Origin of the sequence: Enterobacter sp. WP_7_1 (assembly GCF_003688535.1) — a bacterium.
GTDB classification, from domain to species: Bacteria; Pseudomonadota; Gammaproteobacteria; order Enterobacterales; family Enterobacteriaceae; genus Enterobacter; species Enterobacter asburiae.
In genome coordinates this window covers 294,196-310,696 of record NZ_REFK01000004.1, presented here as the reverse complement: position 1 = coordinate 310,696, position 16,501 = coordinate 294,196, and the positions used below count along the sequence as shown (strand labels likewise).

The 16,501-nt window shown below is 61.3% G+C and carries 12 protein-coding genes and 1 pseudogene; 7 read left to right on the top strand and 6 right to left on the bottom strand.

What is annotated here, in order from left to right; genetic code table 11:
* Positions 1–81 precede the first annotated feature (81 nt).
* Together BJ885_RS17765 and BJ885_RS17760 are read left to right on the top strand one after the other, a co-directional pair.
* Positions 82–1,158, top strand: coding sequence for a cellulase family glycosylhydrolase (locus BJ885_RS17765; RefSeq protein ID WP_121932413.1), 1,077 nt, complete (start codon positions 82–84; stop codon positions 1,156–1,158).
* A gap of 62 nt (positions 1,159–1,220) precedes the next feature.
* The gene (locus BJ885_RS17760; RefSeq protein WP_121932414.1) at positions 1,221–2,615 is read left to right on the top strand and encodes an MFS transporter; all 1,395 of its coding nucleotides are present in this window, start codon (positions 1,221–1,223) and stop codon (positions 2,613–2,615) included.
* Between the two features lie 41 nt (positions 2,616–2,656).
* Here the strand turns inward: BJ885_RS17760 and BJ885_RS17755 are convergent.
* From BJ885_RS17755 to BJ885_RS17730, 6 genes and pseudogenes are all read right to left on the bottom strand, one after another.
* Positions 2,657–2,869, bottom strand: a pseudogene (locus tag BJ885_RS17755) (alpha/beta fold hydrolase); the annotation flags it as partial.
* A gap of 75 nt (positions 2,870–2,944) precedes the next feature.
* The gene (locus tag BJ885_RS23500) at positions 2,945–4,186 is read right to left on the bottom strand and encodes a hypothetical protein (protein WP_047646544.1); all 1,242 of its coding nucleotides are present in this window, start codon (positions 4,184–4,186) and stop codon (positions 2,945–2,947) included.
* Between the two features lie 125 nt (positions 4,187–4,311).
* Positions 4,312–5,133, bottom strand: coding sequence for an alpha/beta fold hydrolase (locus BJ885_RS17745; RefSeq protein ID WP_121932415.1), 822 nt, complete (start codon positions 5,131–5,133; stop codon positions 4,312–4,314).
* A 30-nt stretch (positions 5,134–5,163) separates the two neighbouring features.
* The gene (locus BJ885_RS17740) at positions 5,164–6,783 is read right to left on the bottom strand and encodes an MFS transporter (protein ID WP_121932416.1); all 1,620 of its coding nucleotides are present in this window, start codon (positions 6,781–6,783) and stop codon (positions 5,164–5,166) included.
* Entirely contained in the window at positions 6,780–7,187 is a 408-nt protein-coding gene (locus tag BJ885_RS17735) for a DoxX family protein (RefSeq protein WP_029739322.1), read from the bottom strand. Before BJ885_RS17735 ends, BJ885_RS17740 begins: the two co-directional genes overlap by 4 nt.
* Positions 7,187–9,058: an amidohydrolase gene (locus BJ885_RS17730; protein ID WP_047059057.1), complete on the bottom strand. Its 1,872-nt coding sequence runs from the start codon at positions 9,056–9,058 to the stop codon at positions 7,187–7,189. The genes BJ885_RS17735 and BJ885_RS17730 overlap by 1 nt, the downstream gene beginning before the upstream one ends.
* 218 nt (positions 9,059–9,276) lie before the next feature.
* Here BJ885_RS17730 and BJ885_RS17725 point away from each other — a divergent pair, with 218 nt between their 5' ends.
* The 5 genes from BJ885_RS17725 (at position 9,277) to BJ885_RS17705 (ending at position 16,499) form a co-directional block, all read left to right on the top strand.
* Entirely contained in the window at positions 9,277–9,963 is a 687-nt protein-coding gene (locus BJ885_RS17725; RefSeq protein WP_008501349.1) for a hydrolase, read from the top strand.
* A gap of 61 nt (positions 9,964–10,024) precedes the next feature.
* Positions 10,025–10,246 (top strand): DUF1427 family protein, encoded by a 222-nt coding sequence (locus BJ885_RS17720; RefSeq protein ID WP_047646548.1) that lies wholly within the window; start codon positions 10,025–10,027, stop codon positions 10,244–10,246.
* Entirely contained in the window at positions 10,243–10,503 is a 261-nt protein-coding gene (locus tag BJ885_RS17715) for a XapX domain-containing protein (RefSeq protein ID WP_010427264.1), read from the top strand. The genes BJ885_RS17720 and BJ885_RS17715 overlap by 4 nt, the downstream gene beginning before the upstream one ends.
* A 23-nt stretch (positions 10,504–10,526) precedes the next feature.
* Entirely contained in the window at positions 10,527–10,907 is a 381-nt protein-coding gene (locus BJ885_RS17710; protein WP_047646549.1) for a response regulator transcription factor, read from the top strand.
* Between the two features lie 9 nt (positions 10,908–10,916).
* On the top strand, positions 10,917–16,499 hold the full coding sequence (locus tag BJ885_RS17705; protein ID WP_121932417.1) for an ATP-binding protein: 5,583 nt from the start codon (positions 10,917–10,919) through the stop codon (positions 16,497–16,499).
* Positions 16,500–16,501: the final 2 nt, after the last annotated feature.

The window sequence follows — 16,501 nt, the reverse complement described above, 5'->3', positions numbered from 1 at the left end:
GCTTTTCTAAATGCCGTGATTTGCGCATTTACCCTTCAACTAATATTTATTAGCTAAATATTATCAGTAAGAGGACGCGTAATGAAAGAGCAGTGGAGCAGGGAGCTGGCCCAGGCGTGGTATGAGCAAAAAGGCTGGCTGTGCGGGTTTAACTATCTGCCGTCGACGGCGGTGAACTGGACCGATATCTGGCAGGAAGAGACCTTTGATGCCGCCACCATCGAGCGCGAGCTGGGCTGGGCGGCGGACGCGGGCTATAACACCCTGCGCATCAACCTGCCGTTTATCGTCTGGGAGCATGACCGCGACGGGCTGATGGCGCGCATCGACCGGTTTTTGACGATTGCCGACGGTCGAGGCTTCAGCACCATGCTGACCCTGATGGACGACTGCGGCTTTTCCGGCGACGAGCCGTACCTCGGCCCGCAGAAGCCGCCCGTGCCGGGCAAGCACAACAGCCAGGCGGCGGCGAGCCCGGGGCGCGACAGGGTGTGCGATCCCGACTGCTGGGCTGACATTGAGCGCTATATCCGCGACGTTGTCCGCCAGTTCCGCGACGACAGGCGCGTCCTGCTGTGGGATCTGTATAACGAGCCGGGCAACCGCGGCATTTTCGCGACCGGCACGCAGGAGGTGCAGTACGACGCGAAGCTGGAGACCTGCGCTCACGAATTGATGAAGCTGGCATTCCAGTGGGTGCGTGAAGAAGACCCGACCCAGCCGCTCACCGTCTGCGCGTGGCGCCTGCCGCCGGAAGAGGAGGGCGAGACGTTCTTCCGGCATCCGCTGGACCAGACCGCGCTGGCGCTCTCGGACGTGGTGAGCTTCCACGCCTACACCCACACGGGCCGGATGACGGCGATTATCCAGCAGCTGCAACAGCTTGGTCGCCCGCTGTTCTGCACCGAATGGCTGGCGCGGCACGTGGGCAGCACGATGGAAGAGCAGCTTCCGCTGATGTACGCGGCGAAGGTCGCGCCGTACCAGTGGGGGCTGGTGCGCGGCAAAACCCAGACGTGGCTGCCGTGGCCGGTGGTGATGAAGGAGTCCACGGACTACTGCCGCCTCTGGTTCCACGATGTGTTCGAGGAGAACGGCATCCCGTTCTCGCGCCGTGAAATCGCATTAATGCAGCAGCTGCGCAAGATCGCCCCGTAAGTTCAGGGCTAATAATATCGACCCGGCGGACCACCGCCGGGCAATCAGGCAGGCATATAACAATGGCAACGACAATGAAAATACCGTCTCGCGAGTTGTGGTCTTATTTTGGCTATGGTTTAGGTCAGTGTTTTAGCTTTGGTTTAGTGGGTTCGTTTATTAACTATTTTTACACCGACGTGCTGGGGATCTCGGCGCTGGCGGCGAGCACCATCTTCCTGATTGCCCGCGCGTGGGACGCGGTTCACGATCCGCTGTTTGCCAGCATTATGGACACCATTAACAGCCGGTTCGGCAAGTTTCGCCACTTTTTGCTGATCGCCCCGCTGCTGATCACCGGCGTCACGCTGCTGTCGTTCTATAAAATCGAAGCGGACATGACCACCAAAATCCTCTACGCCGGGGTGACCTACATCCTGTGGGGGACGCTGTACGCCATCTCCGATATCCCGTTCTGGTCGATGTCGTCGGTGATGACCAACGACTCCGCCCAGCGCACCCGCGCGGTGACGGCGGCGATGCTCGGGGTCAACGCGGGGATTGCCTGCGCCAACATCTTCTTCCCGAAGCTGGCGGCGTTCTTCGCCCAGTACAGCAACGATAAAGGCTACTTTATGGCGGCGCTGGTGATGATGCTGGTGGGCCTGCCGCTGATGCTCAACGGCTTTATGCAGATCAAAGAGCGCGTGCCGCCGAGCCCGGAAAAGGTGACCATCCGCGACACCTTCCACAGCCTGCGTCAGAACAAGCCGCTGTTTATCGTCCTGCTGTCGTTCTTCTTCTGCGTGTTCCACAACGTGGCGGGCGGGCTGTATATCTACTTCTTTATCAACAACCTGGGCGATGGCAGCCTGCAGATGGCGATTGGCGTGATGGGGATCGTGGCGGCGGTGCTGTGCCTGGTTGCGCCGATGCTGACGCGCCGGATGCAGAAGCGGAAGCTGTTTATGATCCTCTGCGGGCTGGACGTGGCGGTGCGCGTGGTGATGTGGTTTGTCGGGTATCAGCAGGTGACGATGCTGTTTATTCTGCTCGGCCTGAGCACCCTGTTCGTGATGATGACCAACATCCTCACCTCATCGATGATTGCCGACACCATCGAGTATGCGGAGTACCACACCCACAAGCGCTGCGCGGCGATCACCTTCTCCGGGCAGACCTTTACCGGCAAGATGTCGGTGGCGGTGGGCGGTGGGTTAATCGGCGTGTTCCTGACGATGATTGGCTACGTGCCGCAGGCGCAAATTCAGAGCGAAGGCGTGCTGTCGGGGCTGTTCTTCGGGATCTGCCTGCTGCCGGCGATTGGGTCGCTGATCCGCATCGTGTTTATGTCGCGCTTTACCTTCACCGAGGAGAAGCATGCGGAGATTTGTCGGCTGCTGGCGGAGCGGAACGCGTCTGCGAAAGCGCCGGGTGGCAGCTGCGCCTTACCCGGCCTACAGGACCAGCCCTTGTAGGCCTGATAAGCGAAGCCCCATCAGGCTTCGCTTTTAAAGACTTACAGCGACTTCACAAACGCCAGCAGGTCTTCGTTGAGCTGGTCCTGGTGGGTCAGCGCGAAGCCGTGCGGCGCGTTGTCGTACACCTTCAGCGTGGCGTTTTTGATCATCTCCGCCGCCAGCTTGCCGGTGCTTTCAAACGGCACGATCTGGTCGTTGCTGCCGTGGATCACCAGCGTCGGCACGTCGAATTTGGCCATTACGCGGTGAGCCCGGGCAGAAGCATGATCCTCCGCTTACGGTGAATTGATTAAGTAGCGCCCGCGCTGCGGGCGTTTCTTAAAAAGCTACTTGATATCATGAAGCAACTTTAATAAAAGGCTATCACCGGTAGATTTAATTTTCTGAAAATAAACAGGTTCAGCTATAGGCGAATCCCATTGGTGTATCTCATCCTTCTTAAACGGGATACATTTCATAGCGGTGTTTTTTAACCGTTTTATGCGAAGGTCATATTCGTCAAAGTTGTCTGGCGTAGTTTTCAGGCTCAGCGATCTGGCATGATTGATTTGCGTAGGGCAAATAAGCTGAATGTTTCCAAGCGAGAAAATGTTTACGCCGGTGATAAAGAATCTCGAAGGGATATCTTTATAGTAACGTGTGTTCCATGTTAAACCATCAAACATCGCTGGCGGGTGAGTGTGAGTATCTATGTAATATTGATGTGTGCGCCAGTCGCTAATGCCGGAAAGGTTCATGGTCATGTTAATGATCATATTGGGGGTGGGGCGGAAAATCATTGTCAGGACAAGCATGCTGACAGGAATAATGATTAGTGTATAAATGATTATTTGCAATAAATTTTTATTTTTCTTTTCGTTTATCAGGATCATTCCTGGGAAGATACCCACAATAATCATCGCGACCGAGAGTGCAAGGAAAATGATAACCTGTAAGAACGTATTACTTTCTTCGTTAAAATCTAGCTGACCCGCGATAAAAATGAGTGGGAAGATTTGTGTAAAAGCAGGGGCAATCAATAACAGAGGCAGCCAGTTCCTGACGGCGTTTTTCTGCAAATATTTTACATCACGCGTATCATCAACATCCTTATATGACTGAACGTTGAACATAAGCTTGTAGCATAAGCCATACGATGCGGCCAGTATTATTGCTATCGCTAAGGCAAGAACGATAAAACCATTTACATGCAGAAAAAATTGTAAGCAGAACGCTCCGATAAGCACAACGCACATCACAACGCTATTACCAAAACAGACTGAGGTAAAGCTATGTGTCAAACCTTCGTATTTAACAAACTCTTTCTCATGTGCGGTGTAAATTAAGTAAGCAAGGAAAGATGAGATAAAAATGACAAGGCTGAAGCCAAGTAGTGAGACAAGGGTAAACCCAAATATTATTCCTACTGCACTACTCACGCTCAATGCATCATATAAAATATCAAGCCGGTCAATATTCGCAAGATAGAACCATATAACGCTAAATGTACAGGCTGTGACAAATGAAGAGGATGTTAAAATAGCGATGATAAACTTTCGAGTTAGCCGCTTATGAAACTGGATATTCATCTTATGTAGTCTCCCTTTGAAATGAAGGAATACTAGTCACAAGGGAGAGGGAGTTCTACGCTCAAATTTGGTATGTCCGGAAGTGCATATTCAGGCTGACGCCTTCTGGCGTCAGCCCCGGGAACTTACAGCGACTTCACAAACGTCAGCAGGTCTTCGTTGAGCTGGTCCTGGTGGGTCAGCGCGAAGCCGTGCGGCGCGTTGTCGTACACCTTCAGCGTGGCGTTTTTAATCATCTCCGCCGCCAGCTTGCCGGTGCTTTCAAACGGCACGATCTGGTCGTTGCTGCCGTGGATCACCAGCGTCGGCACGTCGATTTTCGCCATATCCGGGCGGAAGTCGGTTTCGCCGAACGCGGTCACGCAGTCGATGGTGCCCTTCAGCGACGCCAGCAGGGCGATGTTCAGCGTCTGGGTCAGGGCACCGGCGGAAACGGTCTGCCCGGCGTTGATGCCGTAGAACGGGGTGGCGAAGTCGCTGATGAACTGGGCGCGATCTTTACGCAGTCCGTCGCGAATGCCGTCGAACACGCTCTGATCCACGCCCTGCGGGAAGGAGTCGGATTTGCCGAAGATTGGCGTCACCGCGCCCAGCAGCGCCAGACCGGCCACGCGCGCGCTGCCGTAGTTGTTGATGTAACGGGTCACGTCGCCGCCGCCCATGGAGAAGCCCACCAGCGTCACGTCCTGCAGGTCCAGGGTGACGATCAGGTCGTTGATGTCGGACGCAAAGGTATCGTAGTCGTAGCCGTTCCACGGCTGATCCGAGCGGCCAAAGCCGCGACGGTCAAAGGCGATGGCGCGGAAGCCGCGCTCGGCCAGATAGTTCAGCTGGCTGTCCCACATGTCGCCGTCCAGCGGCCAGCCGTGGCTGAAGAGAACCGGTTTGCCCGCGCCGCCGTCCTTGTAGTAAATCTGCGTGCCGTCTTTTGCCTTAAACGTTGCCATAGTGTGTTCCTGTGCAGGTGATGGTTATGGTTATACCGGCGCGACCAGGTAGCGAATTGCCGGTGATGTTGTGCCCTGATGAAAAGCCAGAACGCGGCTCTGCAGCAGAAGGTCATTCATGGTGTGGCGCTCTTGTTGGCGCAGATGCTCAATCCACGAGCCCATCAGGAAGGTCTCGATAAACAGGCCGGGACGTTCGATATCCTCGTACACCGCCCAGCTCATCGCCCCGGCGCGGCGGCGCACCCGGCGCAGCTCGTGGACCGCCTCGAGGAAGGCCTTTGTGTTGTTCGGGTCGATGATGTACTCGTGCGACACCAGCACCGGGCCGCGCTCGTTGGGCAAGTCGATCTCCACGCCGTCCAGCGGCTGGCCGCTGAGGTCGAGATTCAGATCCGGATCTTTGCCCAGCTTCCAGCGGAACACCGTCGCGCTCGCCAGCACCATTCCCAGCGTGGCGACAACCAGCGAGGTCGGGGTGCCGAAGCGGGAAGCGATCTGCCCCCAGATGGCGCTGCCCGCGGTCATCGAGCCGAAGAACACCGTCAGGTAGACCGCCAGCGCGCGGGCCTTCACCCAGCGGGCGGCGCTGCGCTGCGCGCCGAGGTTCAGCGTAGAGAGCACCGCAATCCACGCGAAGCCGGTGAAAAACTCAAACAGGTTGAGCAGCCAGACGTGGCGCACGAACGCCAGCGCCAGCATGGTGAGAGCAAAGGTCAGGCTGGCGGCCACCATCAGGCGGTCGGCGTCCAGCCGCTGGCGCAGGCGCGGCAGCAGGATGGCCCCGGCAATCGCCCCCAGGCCAATGCACGCCAGCATTACGCCGTAGCCAGCCGGGCCTAAGCCCAGCTCGCGGCGCGCCACCAGCGGCAGCAGCGCCCAGCCCGCGCTGCCGAAAACGAAGAAGGCCACGGTGCGCACCAGCACGTTGCGCAGCACCGGCGCGGCGTGTACGTAGCGAATCCCGGATCGCACCGCCGAGAAGAAGTGCTCCGGCGGCAGACGCTGTATGGACGGCGCCGGACGCCAGCGCCACAGCACCCACGCCACGCCGACTACGGAGAGCGCGTTGAGGGCAAACACCATCCACGGCCCGGCGAGCGACAGCAGGAAACCGCCCAGCGCCGGGCCAATCGCCCGGCTGATGTTCACTCCGAGCGAGTTCAGCGCCACGGCGGCGCCCAGCTCCGGCTTGCTCACCAGATCGGGCACCACGGCCTGGAACGGCGGCGAGCTCATCGCCGCGCCCACGCTCAGCAGAAACGTCGCCACCAGCAGAACGGCGGGGGTGACGTGTCCGGTGAAGGAGAGCACCGTCAGCCCGGCGGCGGCGATGAACACCCACAGCTGGGAGAAGAGCAGGTATTTACGTCGGTCGACGATGTCCGCCATCACCCCGGACGGCAGGGCGAAGAGGAACATCGGCAGGCTACTGGCCGCCTGTACCAGCGCGATATCCAGCGGGTCGGCGCTCAGGGTCAGCATGCTCCAGTTGATGCCGACGTCGCTCATCCATGAGCCGACGTTAGAGACCACCGTGGCGATCCACAGCATGCGGAACACCGGCTGGCTCAGCGGCTGCCAGGGAGAAACCGTCGATGCGGGCGTCGTCTCGACGTGTGCGTCGCGAACGTCGTTAACCTGGGTCATGCGAACCTCTCCGCTGTCTTACGCTGCAGCCGCCACTGGCCCGGCCCGGTGAGGGCGAGGGTGGTGAAGATAATCAGCAGCAGCCAGCCAAACTGCCCTTCGGCAATCGACCAGTTCGGGTGGACCGCCAGCATCGCCACCAGCAGCACGGCGATAATCGGCAGACACGCCAGGCGGGTGTACACGCCCGCAATGATAAACAGCGGGCAAACCACCTCGGCGACAATCGCCGGGATCAGGCTGGCGTAAGGCCCGAAGCCGAACGGATCTTCAATGCGCGTCAGCTCTTCGCTGAAGTGCAGCACCTTCGGCAGGCCGTGCACGTACAGCAGCAGCAGGCTGCCGGTCAGGCGCAGGAAGAACAGCCCCAGGTCGACCCGGGGCGGAGCAAAGGTGTTTTTCATCAGAATGCAAAGCAGCTGCAGCCCAGCGCCCCCCAGAAAGCGTTATCGTCGGACACCGGCATCTCTGACGTGCGGGCGAAATCATGCTGGTGGCTGTGAACCCCGCACGGGCCGCTGCAGTGATGGATGGCGCTCATCCCGACGCGGGCGGCCTGCGGCGGCGCGCTGCGGTAGTGGCCCGGTACCTTCACCACCGGGGACCACTCGGGAAGAACCGGAATGGCCGGCGGCGCGAGCGGGCCAAAGCTGCCTGCGGCGTAGACGATGTCGCCGTTGACCACCGTCAGGACGGACTCGATGCCCTTGATCTCCTCTTCCGGCACGCGGAAGTAGTCTTTGCTCAGCACCGCCAGATCGGCGAGCTGGCCGACCTTAATTTGCCCCTTCTGGTTCTGCTCGCTGGAGAACCACGCGCTGCCCTGGGTCCAGAGCATCAGGGCGGTATCGCGGTCCAGACGGGCGCTGTGATCGTACATCTGCATCCCGCCGACGGTGCGGCCGGAGACCAGCCAGTAGAGCGCGGTCCACGGGTTGTAGCTCGCCACGCGGGTGGCGTCCGTCCCTAAGCCCACCGGCACGCCGGTCTCGAGCATTTTCGCCACCGGCGGCGTGTGGCGGGTAGCTTCGATGCCGTAGCGCTCGGCAAAGTATTCCCCCTGGAAGGCCATGCGGTGCTGCACGGCAATGCCGCCGCCCAGTGCTTTGATACGGTCGATGTTGGCCTGGGTGACGGTTTCCGCATGGTCGAAGAACCAGTGCAGGCCGTTGAACGGAATGTCGCGGTTCACCTTCTCGAAGACGTCCAGCATGCGGCTGATGGATTCGTTGTAGGTGGCGTGCAGGCGGAACGGCCAGCGGTGCTCCACCAGATGGCGCACCACGCGCTCCAGCTCGTCCTCCATGCCCGGCGCGAGGTCCGGGCGCGGCTCGAGGAAATCTTCAAAATCGGCGGCGGAGAAGACCAGCATCTCGCCCGCGCCGTTGTGGCGGAAGAAGTCGCTGCCCTGGCCCGGCGTGAGCATGTCGGTCCATTTTTCAAAGTCTTCCAGCTCGTGGCCCGGACGCTGGGTAAACAGGTTGTAGGCGATGCGGATGGTCATCTGCTTTTTCTCGTGCAGCTCGGCAATCACCTCGTAATCCTCCGGGTAGTTCTGGAAGCCGCCGCCCGCGTCGATGGCGCTGGTCAGCCCCAGACGGTTCAGCTCGCGCATGAACTGGCGGGTGGAGTTGACCTGCTGCTCCAGCGGCAGCTTCGGCCCTTTGGCCAGCGTGGCGTAGAGGATCATGGCGTTCGGACGGGCAATCAGCATCCCGGTTGGGTTGCCGTTGGCGTCGCGCTGGATCTCCCCGCCCGGCGGGTTTGGCGTGTCTTTGGTGTAGCCGACTACCTTCAGCGCGGCGCGGTTGAGCAGGGCGCGGTCGTACAGGTGCAGGATGAAGACCGGGGTGTCCGGCGCGGCGTCGTTGATTTCGTCCAGGGTTGGCATGCGGCGCTCGGCAAACTGGAACTCGGTCCAGCCGCCCACCACGCGCACCCACTGGGGCGACGGCGTGCGCAGGGCCTGCTCTTTCAGCATCCGCAGGGCGTCGGCCAGCGACGGCACGCCTTCCCAGCGCAGCTCGAGGTTGTAGTTCAGCCCGCCGCGGATCAGGTGCAGGTGCGAGTCGTTCAGGCCGGGGATGGCGGTATGGCCTTTTAAGTCGACCACTTTGGTGCCTTCGCAGTGGTGCTGCATCACCTCCGCGACGGTGCCCACTTCCAGAAATTTTCCGTCGCGCACGGCAACGGCTTCCGCGACGGGGTTCTCGCGATCGACGGTGTGAAACTGGCCGTTAACCAGAATGAGATCGGCTTTACCGAGGGTAACCATAAACTGCTCCTGACTGAGAGGGGAATGGTCAGGATTATGGGAACCGGTTTCGGCAAAGATCCAGTTATACAATAGGATAGGTATACCAAAGTATAACTATACCTAAGGTTAACTATACGAAGAGATAATTACGCGCAGGGACGGAAAACCGCAGGATGAGGGTGACTTTATCGTCGCGGCGCTCGCGGCGATTTCACCCTTAACCACTGGAAAATGCTATGACCTCTTCAAAGCTCGAAGTGTTAACCCCTGCGAACTGTCAGATCATCTTTATCGATCACCAGCCTCAGATGGCGTTTGGCGTGCAGTCTATTGACCGTCAGGTGCTGAAAAACAACACCGTGGCGCTGGCGAAAGCGGCTAAGGTGTTCAACATCCCGACCATCATCACCACCGTTGAGACCGAAAGCTTCTCCGGTAACACCTATCCGGAGCTGCTGGACGTGTTCCCGGGCCAGGACATTCTGGAGCGTACCTCCATGAACTCCTGGGACGACCAGAAGGTGCGCGACGCGCTGAAGGCCAACGGCAAGAAGAAGGTGGTGGTTGCCGGCCTGTGGACCGAAGTGTGCAACAACAGCTTTGCCCTGTGCGCGATGCTGGAAGGCGACTACGAAATTTATATGGTGGCGGACGCGTCCGGCGGCACCTCCAAAGAAGCCCACGACTACGCGATGCAGCGCATGATCCAGGCGGGCGTGATCCCGGTGACCTGGCAGCAGGTGATGCTGGAGTGGCAGCGCGACTGGGCGCGTAAAGAGACCTACACCGCGGTAATGGATATCGTGCGCGAGCACTCCGGCGCGTACGGCATGGGCGTCGATTACGCCTACACCATGGTGCACAAAGCGCCGTCTCGCCAGAAGAGCGAGCACCGCACCTTAGCGCCGGTCCCGGCTCGCTAAGTTCCGCTGGCGGGCTGGTCCCTCATCCGGCTCGCCGCTGCCTCTTTCTCTGGAGTTCACAATGAGTACTGGGCTGATATCCCTTGCCGCAGGCGTGTTGATTGGCCTGATGTATGCCGTGCTGAAGGTGCGCTCCCCCGCGCCGCCCGCGCTGGCGCTGATTGGCCTGCTGGGGATGCTGGCGGGTGAACAGGCGACGCGCCATCTGTTATCCCGCGACGCCGCGCCCCCTCCTCAGGCGACCGTTCCGCAGGCCAAATCGCAGACGGGAGCGTCGTCATGAAAGCATGGATAATTTCGCTGGTGTGCGGCGTGGTTGCTGGGGTAATTTACGCTCTGCTCGACGTCCATTCCCCGGCGCCGCCGGTTGTCGCCCTGCTTGGCCTGTTTGGCATGCTGGTGGGCGAACAGCTCATCCCGGTGGGACGGCGTTTACTGAGTCGCGAACCGCTTACCCTCGCCTGGTTTCGTCACGAATGCGTACCGAAAATCAGCGGCACGGCGCCTCCTGCGCCCGCGAAGGACGATCGCGACGTTTAATGATTTACCAGAGGAAAGACAGCATGACGCTGCCGTGGCGCATTGCCATCATTGATGACGAACGTTCCGTCCGCAGCGGGCTGAGTAATCTCCTGGAGTCGGAAGGCTATGCCGCCGATACGTTTGATTCGGCAGAGGTATTTCTGAGCCATCCGCTCGCCCTGTCCGGCGCGGCGCTGGTGATCGCCGATATCAAGCTGCGGGGCATGAGCGGCCTGGAGCTGTTTGACAAGCTGCGGCTGCTGGCCGTACCGCCTCCGCCCGTGATCTTTATCTCCGGTCATGCTGATGAAAATATGCAGCGGTACGCTCTTAATCTGGGCGCCGCTGCATTTTTGCGTAAGCCCATTAACATCGATATTCTGCTGGATCATATTCAGCGGGAGCTGGCCCGCCGACAATAAGGATCGCGGATGAACGAACACGAGCAGCCTGCATTCTGGCCCGCCCAGGGGAATCTTCACCAGGGGCGGGTTTTTGTCCTTAAAGAGGATGTGATTTTTACCGTGCTGGCGCAGGAGGGCGGTATCGCCTGGATGCACGCGCGACATCCTCACTCCGGCGGCTCGTTCATTATCGCCACCGCGGTGAGCGACGAAGAGGAAGAGCGGGCCACCCGGCTGCTCAAAAACGAGTTTGCGCTGCGCGACGTGCTGCAGGACAGCTGGGCCATCCGCGCCGTTGCCTCCACCCAGTACCGGGGGCGCTTCGCGCTGGTGTACGCCCCGTTTTCGTTTGAGCTGCTGGCGCGGCGCGCGGGCAGGGCGATCTCGGGCATCACGCGCTTTCTCGAGATGGCGATCCAGATCTGCGTTCCCCTGCGCCAGATGCACCTGCAAAACCTGATCCACGGCGATATCAAGCCCGGCACTATTTTTGTTCATCACGATGCCACCTGCCGTCTGGGCAGCTTTGGCCTTTCCAGCAGTCTCTCCGATGCCATCACCCAGACCCGGCTTGCCGTTTCAGGCGGTACGCCCGCGTATATGTCGCCGGAGCACACCACCCGCACCCAGCGCCCCGTCGACGGCCGCAGCGATCTCTACAGCCTCGGCATGGTGCTGTATGAGCTCCTGACCGGACGCCTGCCGTTTGAGCTGGGGGAGAACGATCGGGACAACTGGGCGCACTACCATATTGCCTCGGCACCGCTGGCCCCGGACGCGATCCGCCCGGACGTGCCGGGAATGCTGTCGACCATCATCCTGAAGCTGCTGGAAAAGCATCCCGATAACCGCTACCAGACGGTCGACGGGCTGATTGCCGACCTCCGCCGCTGCCAGGCGACGCTGACCTGCGAGGGCGAGATCGTCGCCTTTACCCCCGGCCAGCAGGACCGCACCCCGGCGATCCATCTGGCGGACTCCCTGTTCGCGACGCATCCGCAGGCGAACGACGTCATTGCCGCGTTTGAGCGGGTGGGGCAGAACCTGGTGCCGGAGCTGGTGACGATCGGCGGGCCGTCGGGGATCGGCAAATCCTCAATTATCGCGACTGCGCTCAAAACGCTGCAGCAGCGTACGGTGCTGCTGGCGGTGGGCAAAGTCGATCAGTTTTCACCGTCGCTGCCCTACGGCGTATTAAGCTCCGCGTTCCGCACCCTGACGCTGCACCTGCTGGGACTGCCCGCAGAGGACGTGGCGAAGTGGAAAATCCTCCTCTCCCGCGCCCTGGAGGGGCACGAGGCGCTGGCCGTCAGCCTGGTGCCCGAGCTGGGCCTGCTGCTTGAGAGCAAGCCGCGCTTCTCGGCGGATACGTTTTCCATTGATGCCCGGGCGCGCTTCAGCCATATGGTGCTGGCGCTGGTAAAAACCTTTGCCTCGCAGGGCTGCCCGCTGGTGCTGGTGCTCGACGATCTCCAGTGGAGCGACGCCGCCAGCCTGCACACGCTCAAATATCTGCTGATGAACTGCGGCGCCGTTCCGCTGCTGGTGGTCGCGGCCCACCGGGATATCAGCGCCGTGCCCGACGCCGCCCTGCAGGCGCTGCTGGCGTGCCTGCCGGAAGCGGCGCAAAACGCGAGCGAGATTGTCCCACAGGCGCTCTCGGTTAAGGCGGTGGCGCGCTGGCTGGCGACGGTATTTCGCACCCGCAGCGCGGCGACGACCGATCTCGCCACGCTGATCCACGAGAAGACGGGCGGCAACCCGCTCTTTGTGCACGAGTTTTTCCGCCGCATCGTCGACGACGGCCTGGTGGTGCACAACAAATATCAGGACAAGTGGCACTACGATCTGCAGGCGATCCGCGCCAGGCATTACACCGAAAACGTCGTCACTCTGGTGCTGGAGCAGCTTGAAGAGCTGCCCGACGAGACGCGCCGCCTGCTGGGCAGCATCGCCTGCCTCGGCGGCACGGGCGAGATGGAGATGATTTGCCGCGTGGTTAGCATGTCGATGGCGGAAATGCGCTATGCGCTGCACCCGGCGGTGATGGCCCAGCTCATCGTGCTGACGGAAAAAAAGTACGCCTTCACCCACGACCGGGTGCAGGAGGCGGCCTTTGCGCTGCTGGATCGGCATGAGAAAAGCCATATTCACCTGACCACCGCCAGCCTGCTGGCCGACGCCGCGCGTCAGGCGGCGGGGAACGAGCTGCTGTTCCGCGCCGTTCACCACGTCACGGCCGCGCTGGACAGCATCCAGCCCGCGCCGCAGCGGCAGATGTTCCGCGAGCTGAGCCTGCTGGCCGCGCGACGCGCGAAGCGTTCGGGAGATTACCTTTCGGCGCTCGGCTATATCCAGACCGCCAGAGCGCTGGGCAACGCCGGGACGGTGTCGGACTTTATGCTCGACATCGAAGAGGCGGGCTGCGAGTTTGCGCTGGGGCATCTGGAGCGCACCCGCGAGCTGTGCGACGCCATTCTCGGCTGCCCCGGCGGGCTGACCGAAAAGGCGCTGGCGGCCAACCTGCTGGTGGAAGTGTACATTCGCCAGTCGGACAGCCGTCTGGCGCTGGAGGCGGCGCTCTGCTGGCTGGGGATTTTCGGGATCCAGATTAGCCGCTATCCGGAAGATGCCGACTGCGACGAGGCCTGGGCGCTGTTTTGCAACCGCACGGCCGACGCGCCGCAAAGCCGCTATGCTCAGCTTTCGCGGATGGATAACCCGGAAACCGAAGCGGTGATGAACCTGCTCTACAGCGCTAGCATCTGCGCCAGCTTCATCTGCCCGCGCCTGCACTTTTTGCTGCTTTGCCGCATGATGCACCTGACCCTCGACCACGGCATTGCCGGCGCGTCCACCACGGCGATGGCCTGGTTTGGCGTGCTGATTGGCCACCGCTACGCCGAGTACCGTCTCGGGTTTCAGTACGGCACCCTGGCCCGCGAGCTGGTCAATCGCCACGGCTACGACGCCTTTGAAGCCAAAACCCTTCTGCCGCTCGACCAGCTCAGCGTCTGGACCCAGCCTTTATCGTTTACCATCGAGTGCGCGAAGGCCTGCTTCACCTCGGCGGTGACCCACGGGGATATGACGATGGCCTGCTTTGCGGCCTGTCACCAGGTGATTAACTTCCTCTCGCGGGGCGATCACCTGGACGGGGTGCTGACCAGCATCGATCGCGGCCTGGCGTTCGTGCGTAAAACCCACTTCCAGGACGTGGAAACCATTTTGATGGTCCAGCGCGGCTACGTTGAGTTTCTGCGCACGCCGGTCATCGGCACCTGGACCGCGTCGCAGGTGCTGCCGGAGGCGCTGCTTCCCGCGTCGCCGGAGCAGGCGCCGGAGAAGAACTCCACCATGCTGTTCTGGTACTGGCTGTATCGCGGCATGGCGCACTTTACCTGCGGCGAATATGCCGACGCGCAGGCGGATTTCGAGATGGCGGGCTGGTACGCGTGGTCTGCGCCGGGCCACATCCATCTGCTGGATTACCATCTCTACAGCGCCCTGGCGCTGTCACGTCAGCTGACGCCGGAGACCTTCTCGGCGAATCACCGCCGCAGCATTCATACCCACTACGACAAAATCGCCCTCTGGGCGCGAGTTAATCCCGGTACGTTCGCGGATAAAGAGGCGCTGATCTACGCCGAAATCGTGCGTCTGGACGGGATGAACAGCATTGCGCTCGAGCAGTATGAGAAGGCGGTGCGGCTCTCCCGCGAGGGCGGCTTTAACCCGATCAACGCCCTGGCCCACGAGCTGGCGGGGCGCTTTGCGCTGGCCTGCGGCTACCCGACCGCCTCGGACGCGCACTTCCGCGGCTCGATTGCCGCCTGGGGCCGCGCGGGCGCGCAGGCCAAGGTGCGCAAGCTGGAGCAGGATTTCCCGCACCTGCTGGCCTCTGGGCAGGCCAGCGCCTACGACACGGTGGCGTTCGCCCAGAACGAGACCATCCGCGATCTGCAAAGCGTCATCAAAGCCTCCCGCGCGCTGTCGGAAGAGATTAACCTTGAGCGCTTAATCGAAAACCTGATGACCATCCTGCTCGAACGCGCCGGGGCGCAGCGCGGCCTGCTGCTGCGCGTAAGCGAGAGCCTCATCCCGGAGATCGAGGCCAGCGCCTGGACCAGCACCGAGGGCGTGCGGGTGCGGATCCTGAAAGACGTGCCGACGGCGACCGACCTGCCGCTGTCGGTGCTGGCGGCGGTGATCCGCACCGGGCAGGAGATCCGCACCGGCAGGCCGGAGGAGTTCCATCCCTTCAGTCAGGATCCCTATCTGGTGACCTCGGGGGCGGCGGTTATGTGCGTCCCGATGTTCAAACAGGCGCGGCTGGTGGGCGTGCTGTACCTGGAAAACCGCCTGATGCCGGAGGTCTTCACCGCCGAGCACTCGCGCGTGGTGAGCCTGCTGGGCGCGCAGGCTGCGGTATCCCTGGAGACGGCGCGGCTGTACGCCGAGCTGCTGGCGGAGAACATCCAGCGCCGACGGGTGGAGAAAGAGCTGCGATCCAGCCAGACCTCGCTGATGCTCGGCGAGCAGATCAGCCACACCGGCAGCTGGCGCTGGGAGCTGGAGCAGGATCTGATGTTTGTCTCGGAAGAGTACGCCCGCATTCTCGGCCTGCCCGAGCGGCAAAAGATGATCTCCATGGCGGAGTTTTTGACCTTCGTTCATGAGGACGATTACGCCCGCATCAGCGCCATCGTCACCGAGAGCGTGCGCGACGGGCTCTCCATGCGCGCGGAGTTCCGCGTTAAGCGTACCGACGGCTCAACCCGCTACATCCTCGGGATTGGCGATCCGGTGGGGGTGGGCAGCGAGGTGAACGAGTATTACGGCATCATCACCGATATCACCAGCCAGCGCGCCGCGGAGGATGCCATGCGGGTCGCGCAGGCGGATCTGGCGCGGGTGTCCCGGGCCACCACCGTCGGGCAGCTGACCTCCTCCATCGCCCACGAGATCAACCAGCCGCTGATGTCGATCGTCTCGAACGCCGGGGCGAGCCTCCGCTGGCTCAACCGCGAGCCCGCCCGGCTGGATAAAGTGCGCGAAGGGCTGGAGGAGATCGCCGCGGAAGGCGCGCGGGCGGGGGAGATCATTCGCAGCATTCAGTCCCTGACGCGCAAGCAGGATCCCACCTTCTCGCGCATCGACATGCACTACCTAATCCACCATATCATCACGCTCTCGCGCAGCGAGCTGGAGCAGAGACACATTAGCGTTGATTATCTTTTAAAGGCGCAGGACAGCTTTATCACCGGCGATAGCGTGCAGATCCAGCAGGTGCTGTTGAACCTGGTGATGAATGCGGTAGAGGCAATGGCCGAGGTGAAGGATCGCGCCAGCACCATTACCCTCAGCACCGCCAACGCGGACGGGAAGGTGATCGTCGAGATCGCCGATACCGGGAGCGGCATTGAGCCCGAGCGGCTGGAGCAGATTTTTGACTCGTTCTACTCCACCAAGGCGCAGGGGATGGGGATGGGGCTGACCATCAGCGCCAGCATCATCGAGCGCCACTGCGGGAAGCTGAGCGCGCGCCGCCGGGAGCCGTACGGCACGGTGTTCGCGTTTGCGCTGCCGCTGGCGGCGCAGGAAGGGTAAAG